This is a genomic window from Legionella sp. 227 (genome assembly GCF_043161935.1).
In the GTDB taxonomy this organism is placed as follows: domain Bacteria; phylum Pseudomonadota; class Gammaproteobacteria; order Legionellales; family Legionellaceae; genus Legionella; species Legionella sheltonii.
On record NZ_CP171154.1, the window covers coordinates 1,768,290 to 1,775,547 of the forward strand.

A 7,258-nucleotide genomic window follows, 5' to 3' on the forward strand; every position below is an offset into this window, starting at 1 on the left:
CCGGGAGCTTATGTGCCGAGTTTAAAGAACATATCGTCCTAAATAAGACACTAAATTTTTTATTGAAAAGTTTTACAAAAAAGAACACACTAAAAAGCAGTGTCATGATGATTTTTTTTACTATGATAAATGGAGTTTACGGTTGGAACATCTAAAGTCTTTCAATACTCCCCAAACGTCTCATGGTGTAGATGTGAATCGAGAAGGTAGGTCCGTTGTAACCATCGGACATGGTTGTCAATTGACTATTGCCTCTTCTCAAACATTGGCGCATTATTCATCAGCGGTGGCCTTACCACCCCAGGCGATGGAAGCAATAGAGGCCTCATATCAATATTTGAAAGTACATGTTGATTCGAGAATTCCTATTTATGGTGTGAATACAAACTTTGGGGATCAGGTTCGTTATATCGATGCTGCTCTCAAAGATACGGACACATTAGATTATTATGAATCCATCAATGAACGACAAGAAAACATTATCCGCTCACTTTCTTGCGGTTTAGGGACAGTAGTTTCACCTCACATCGTGCGTGTCACGATGATGTTGCGGGCTCATTGCTTGGCGCAAGGGTATTCAGGTGTTCATCCTGAATTGATCAATTCACTTTTAGATTTTCTCAATGCGGGTATTACTCCCGTTGTTCGTTGTTATGGATCTATTGGTGCTAGTGGCGATCTTATTCCTCTTTCCATGATTGCAGCAGCGTTGATTGGAGAGCCTGTCGCAGTCACTTATCAAGATAAAGTAATGTTAGCCCCTGAGGCCATTCAATTAGCTGGTCTCAAAGCATATAAACCCGTGATGCGTGATGGGCTTGCTTTGATTAATGGCACATCATTTATGACGGCAATTGCCAGTTTGGCAGTTTATGATTTGCATCATTTATTTCAATACATGTTAGCAGCTGTTGCGATGACTTTAGAGTCTTTACTCGTAATTAGTAGCGCGTACCATCCAATGGTACACCAACTGAAAAAACAGAAGGGAGAAATTGAAATCAATCAATTTTTCATCGATTTCTGGGAAGGCAGTCAATTATTGACGGATTTAGATGAGTTACGCACCAATGATTATGCCTATAAACCCGTACAAGATTATTATTCTATTCGCTCAGTTCCTCAAGGATTTGGTCCTTTTCAAGAGAATTTGGAACGTGCAATTCAGTGGGTAGAAAGTGAAATGAATTCCGTTAATGATAATCCTGTTATTGATGTTGCTGCGAATAATATTCATCATAGTGCAAATTTTATGGGTTATTATGTTACTGATGCGTGTGATATTTTGAAAATGAATATTGCTCAAGCCTCAACGTGGATGCATGCATTGCTCGCCAATTTAGTCCATCCGCGTAAAAATCATGATTTACCGGTGAATTTAGTGCCTAATCCAGAAAAACACAACGGGTTCCGTTCCATGCAGCTGCTGTCTGCGGCGCTTGCAGTGCAAAATCGCAAATTGGCCCAGTCACATCAGGCATATACTTTACCGACAGAGGGTGATAATCAAGATGTGAACAGTTTAGGAACACATGCTGCTTTTGATTTGCAAGAGTCAGTTGCCAATTTGGAGCGTCTAACCGCTATTTTGCTGCTTGCGGCAACCCAAGCACTTGAATTGCGAGGTATCGAAAAGGCAAGTAAAAAAGCTCAATCCATTTACCACAAGGTTCGTGATTATTCACCAAAAATAGAGCATTGCAGACCCATGTCGGAAGAGATTGAGATAATGATTAATTTATTAAAGGATGGCAAAATATAAAGGTAGCTCAGATCTCCTTATTGATAGTTACTCGGACGGTTGGATGTTCTCAATTTGGGTAGTAGAGCCGTTCTTTGAAAGGCGCTGAGCACTTACATATAAAGGAGCAAAACGTGCGCCAATTGTCTCAATTATCCCTAGCGATTTCTGTTTTCTGTCTTTCTTCACCCGTCTCGGCACATTCCGATTTTAGTTTGCCTTTTGTTAATACCGCGGGCTTGGGGGTCGCTTATGCCGATTGGGCAACTGCTGATAGTGATGCAAGTACGGCTTATACGAATCCGGCAGCACTGGTGAAGCTGCGTCATCAACAAATAGTGGGTAATTTATTAGGTATCACCGGGACAGCACGTTTTACAGGGACTTCGGTGACGCCACCCTCTCCATTTCCTTTCCCCGTAGTTCAATCTGGGGTAGCGCACAGTCAAATTAAAGCGTTCATGCCTTCATTTTATTATGCTGCTCCTCTTAATCAGCGCATTACATTCGGTTTAAACTTTACGACACCATTCGGTTTAGGTACGAATTATGGCTCTTCACGCTCCTCCATTGCGCGTTATGCATCCACGCGTTCCCAGGTGGTGGGGATTGATGTAGGTCCAAGTGTGGGGCTGAAGCTAACGGATCGTTTTTCTCTAGGCGCGGGATTTGATGCACTTCATTTGGCATTTACACTCAATAATATGTATGGTCCACCTATTTCTTTTCCTTTCGATTCACGACTTGAGAATCATTTAAGTGGCTGGGGATACGGTGGGCATGGTGGTTTGTTATTTGACTTGTCGTCGGCAACCCGGATAGGGTTAAGTTACTACTCTAAAATCTCCATTACGACTAATGGGCACAGTACTGTTCATGTACCTTTTGGTGGCATCTTCAGAACAAATCAACAAGAAACTAAAGCCGCTTTGCCTGCTCGAGCTCAACTGAGTGTGCAACATGATTTTACCCAACGATGGACGGGCATGGCTACAGTATTTTACACCAATTGGAGAACATTTAATCAAATAACAATGGAGCATACGGAAACTCCTTTTGGAGTAACACTTCCAGTAACCATTCCCTTCAATTACCACAATTGTTTTGATTATGCCGTCGGTGCCACGTTTAAAACAACCGAAAAATTGTTATTACGAGGTGGAATTCAATTTATGAGTACTCCTTCTAATGATCACGATCGAGGCATTGCAGATCCGGTAGGAAGCGCAACTATCCTGGCTGTGGGAGCCCATTTTCAACCTACGGAGAATTTAGGCTATGATGTGGGTGTCGGTCATTCATTTTTTAACCAAATGCCGGTGAATCTCACTACTCCAGTGACCTCCCTTAAAGGACATACCAACACGCAAACCACTGCAATTGGTGGGCAAATTACCTGGAGTTTTGCTTAACGTTCCCGTCGACCACTGTTGGTTTTAGCAAAACCCGTAGCGTTTTGCAGTCAACATGGCGCGCAGAGCAAAGTTCTTTTTTTCCACAAGTTCAAAAAAAGCCATCTATAATTATAGGAAATTCATGGTTATCCAAAATTCAATGATTGAGAGTGGTGGTATATGTCGCAAGATTCTGCTGGTAATAGCCCAACCGATACAATTATTTCTAAACTGTTGCTAAATTATCAAAACACTCCGCAAAAACCAGCCTATCGGTTGTTAAGCAAGGATAAAGAACTCAACGTCATAACCTATGAAGAACTGATCGCTAGAGTATTTCATTTAGCATACCAAATTCAACAAAAAGCAAATCCCAGAGATCGAATCATTTTATGTGCCCAGCCTGGAATAGATTTTATCGTAGGATTTTTTGCTTGTTTGGCTACTGGAACAATTGCTGTGCCTTTAGTACCACCATTTAATAAAATGATGGCCAATCGATTTTTACATATTATCGAGAATGTGCAGCCACAATTAATACTTTTTGATGCTCTGACCTCCAGAGGCCTCAATATTGCCCAAAAAGTAAATCGTTTTATACCAAATAGATTAAAGTCTTATGTTGGCTTATCGGATACGCATCAGCGGCTATTTAAGACATTGGGAACAATGGAAATTAATATGCTGATTATTGCTCATGATCTAAAAATTGATAGGACGCAGTTCAATCCTTATCCAGTTATTGGCGATGATGTAGCCTTTATCCAATATACTTCGGGCTCTACTGCTGAACCTAAAGGAGTTTTAGTCAGTCATGGTAATCTAGTGGATAACTCCGAAATTATTAAATATGCCTGCCAGACGACCGAAGATATTATTTGCTATTCCTGGTTACCTCCTTACCATGATATGGGTTTAATTGCTGGTATTATTCAACCCGTGTATGTGGGGGGGACTTCCGTACTTTTACCCACTTTAGATTTTATCGCAAAACCATCCCGATGGATGGAGGGGATCTCAAAATATCGGTGTACTCTCACCGGAGGCCCTAACTTTGCCTATGAATTATGTGCTTCAAAAGCAACTGAGGAACAGATTGCAACATTGGATTTAAGTTGTTTGCAAGTCGCTGCCAATGGAGCAGAGCCTATTAACCCCAAAACGATGGAACTTTTCTATACCACTTTTGCTGCGGCTGGTCTAAGAAAAAACGTATTATTACCTTGTTATGGCTTGGCCGAATCGACTGTAATGACAGCAAGTAAATTCGCGCTCTCAGAGGAAGTTAGACTTTCTGTCAACTCGGAGCAATTAAAACAAAATAGGGTCGACATTAACCCGAGTGATGGTCCTTCTACATGCCTTGAAAGCAGTGGCACCCCTCTGATGCCATTAAAAATCGTGAATCCAGAATTATTGACCGAATGTGGTGAATTAGAGATTGGCGAGATTTGGATTCAAGGTAAATCGGTAGCAAAAGGTTATTATAATAATCCAGAAGAAACAGCGAAAACCTTTCATGCGCATTTAGATAATGATCCCTCAAATGAAAACTACTTGCGAAGTGGTGATCTTGGATTTTTATACCAAGGTCAGCTTTTCGTTTGTGGGCGAATAAAAGATATGATCATTATTCGTGGCCAAAATTATTATCCTCAAGACATCGAGTTATCCGTTTTTCTTGCAGATCCCGCCATACGAAAAGGATGTGTGATTGCCTATGCTGATCAAGTCGAAGATGAAGAAATTTTAGTAGTGGTTGCCGAGTTAAAGCCTAAAACTTCGCCTCAAACCTATCCTGAGATCATTGAACACATCAATCAAAGACTGAGCCAAGACAGTCATATTACGGCTAATGCCATCCATTTAGTACCGGCTAAATCGATTCCTAAAACAAGTAGTGGTAAGTTACAACGTAGACGTTGTAAACAATTAATCCAAGAACATCATTTGCTCCCTCTTTATCGTTTTATTGCCTCTGAAGTGCAAGACAGGCCGAAAGTTGATGAGGATGAGGTGAATGCAGTTAAAAATCCCAGTCAGTGGTTCGAGGGATTTAAGCAGTTGACCAAGGATGAGCAGCGATTGGCAATAAAAGATATGGTATTAACATCAGTTGCTCACTACATCCATATCGAAGACACGCCCATCGACTTGAGTAAAGGATTTTTTGACTTAGGCCTTGATTCAATTAATGCCGTAGAATTAATTAATTTGTTACAGACAAAATTAGGCGATGCGTTAATCTTGGAGAGTTCGTTATTATTTAATTTCCCTAATATTCAGGCAGTAATTGATTATATGTACGAGGAGCTGAGCCCTGAAAAGGAAAAGCCTCTACGATCACCGCCGGAGCATATAAAGAACCTGAGATCGCCACTGCATGAAGAGATCGCTGTTATTGGCATGAGCTGCCAGTTTCCAGGGGCTAAGGATATCGATGAATTTTGGCAACTTTTGGCGGAGGGAAAAGATGGAGTTCGAGAGATTCCCAAAGAGCGTTGGTTCTCTGAATATTACAGCAATCGAAGCCCTGAGGCGTTGAATTCCTTACCTCCACTAAAAGGAGGCTGTATTGATGGGATAACTGAATTTGATGCAGGTTTTTTCTCCATCTCACCACGTGAGGCGTTGCTCTTAGATCCACAACAACGCTTGTTATTAACCAACGCATGGCGAGCGTTGGAGAATGCCGCATGTGATCCGCGCCAATTACGTGGTAGTAGTACTGGGGTGTTTATTGGAATTTCGAGTCATGATTATGAACACATTATTTTTAGCCATAAAGCATTAATTATTCACCCTCACGTCACAACGGGTAATGCGGCAAGTTCCGCTTCTGGACGACTGTCTTATGTCCTAGGGCTTCAAGGCCCAAGTATGGCGATAGATACAGCGTGCTCCTCGTCATTGGTTGCTCTTCATCAGGCGTGTTTGTCCTTACGTAATGAAGAATGTGGGCTCGCCATCGTTGGCGGAGTGAATGCGCTCTTGTCTCTCGATCTCACCCTCAATTTAAGAAAAGCGGGGATGCTATCGCCTGATGGGGCATGTAAGACGTTTGATGCCAGTGCAAATGGTTATGTTCGCGGAGAAGGATGTGGCGTGGTCATTTTAAAACCTTTGTCTGCAGCGCAAAGGGATAATGATCGAATTTTAGCGGTTATCAAAGCATCCGGGATTAATCAGGATGGTGCAAGTAGTGGTTTAACGGTACCTAATGGTGCTGCGCAAAAATCATTATTACAGACTGTTTTGATTAAATCGGGATTAAAATCAAATGACATTGATTATATTGAGTGTCATGGAACAGGAACTTCTTTAGGCGATCCTATTGAGATCGGTGCAATAGGACAGGTCTATGGTGAACATAGGGAATTGAATCATCCGCTGTATTTGGGAGCTGTAAAGACCAACATTGGTCATTTGGAAGCTGCAGCGGGTATTGCCGGCCTTATTAAAACTATTTTGGCCTTACAACATGAGCAAATTCCAGCGAATCTTCATTTTAAGACGCTCAACCCGCATATTCGTTTAAACTTTCCTGCAGAAGTTATGGCGGTGAAGAAGCCATGGGTACGAGGCCAAAATCCTCGTCGGGCTGCTGTCAGCTCTTTTGGCTTTAACGGGACTAATGCTCATGTGATCATTGAGGAGTCTGCTCAAGACAGCAAAAAAGAGCCGGTCGAGTTACCTGCAACATCACTTTTTGTTTTATCCGCAAAAACGGAGAACTCGTTGCAGTCCTTGATAGGTGCGTACAAGGATTATTTGAAAACCACTAAGGATTCATTAGCGGATATATGCTACACTGTAGCCACGGGCCGTTGTCATTTCGAATGGCGGATAGCTATTTATGCTCATAGTAAGGAGGAGTTGATTGAGAAATTAGGCCAAACCATAGCCATAGAAAGTACGTTGACTGAAGAAATCGTTAGTGATGGCGATCTACAAAGTGCTTATTTAAATGGCAAACAGGTCGATTGGGCCGCGAATTATGCCCCCTATATTCATGGATTATCAAAAGTCAGCTTGCCGACCTATTGTTTTGAGAAGAACCATTATTGGTTGACGTAATTTACCCAGATTACGCTGCGCTAATCCGGGTTACAAAGCAACTCAG

The 7,258-nt window shown here is 41.8% G+C and carries 3 protein-coding genes; all 3 read left to right on the forward strand.

Features of this window, described 5'->3' with window-relative positions; genetic code table 11:
• The first annotated feature begins 193 nt into the window (after positions 1-193).
• On the forward strand, positions 194-1,762 hold the full coding sequence (hutH, locus tag ACF8MK_RS07635; RefSeq protein ID WP_392538801.1) for a histidine ammonia-lyase: 1,569 nt from the start codon (positions 194-196) through the stop codon (positions 1,760-1,762).
• A 113-nt stretch (positions 1,763-1,875) separates the two neighbouring features.
• Positions 1,876-3,153: an OmpP1/FadL family transporter gene (locus ACF8MK_RS07640; RefSeq protein ID WP_392538802.1), complete on the forward strand. Its 1,278-nt coding sequence runs from the start codon at positions 1,876-1,878 to the stop codon at positions 3,151-3,153.
• A 162-nt stretch (positions 3,154-3,315) separates the two neighbouring features.
• Positions 3,316-7,212: a beta-ketoacyl synthase N-terminal-like domain-containing protein gene (locus tag ACF8MK_RS07645; protein ID WP_392538803.1), complete on the forward strand. Its 3,897-nt coding sequence runs from the start codon at positions 3,316-3,318 to the stop codon at positions 7,210-7,212.
• Positions 7,213-7,258 lie beyond the last annotated feature (46 nt).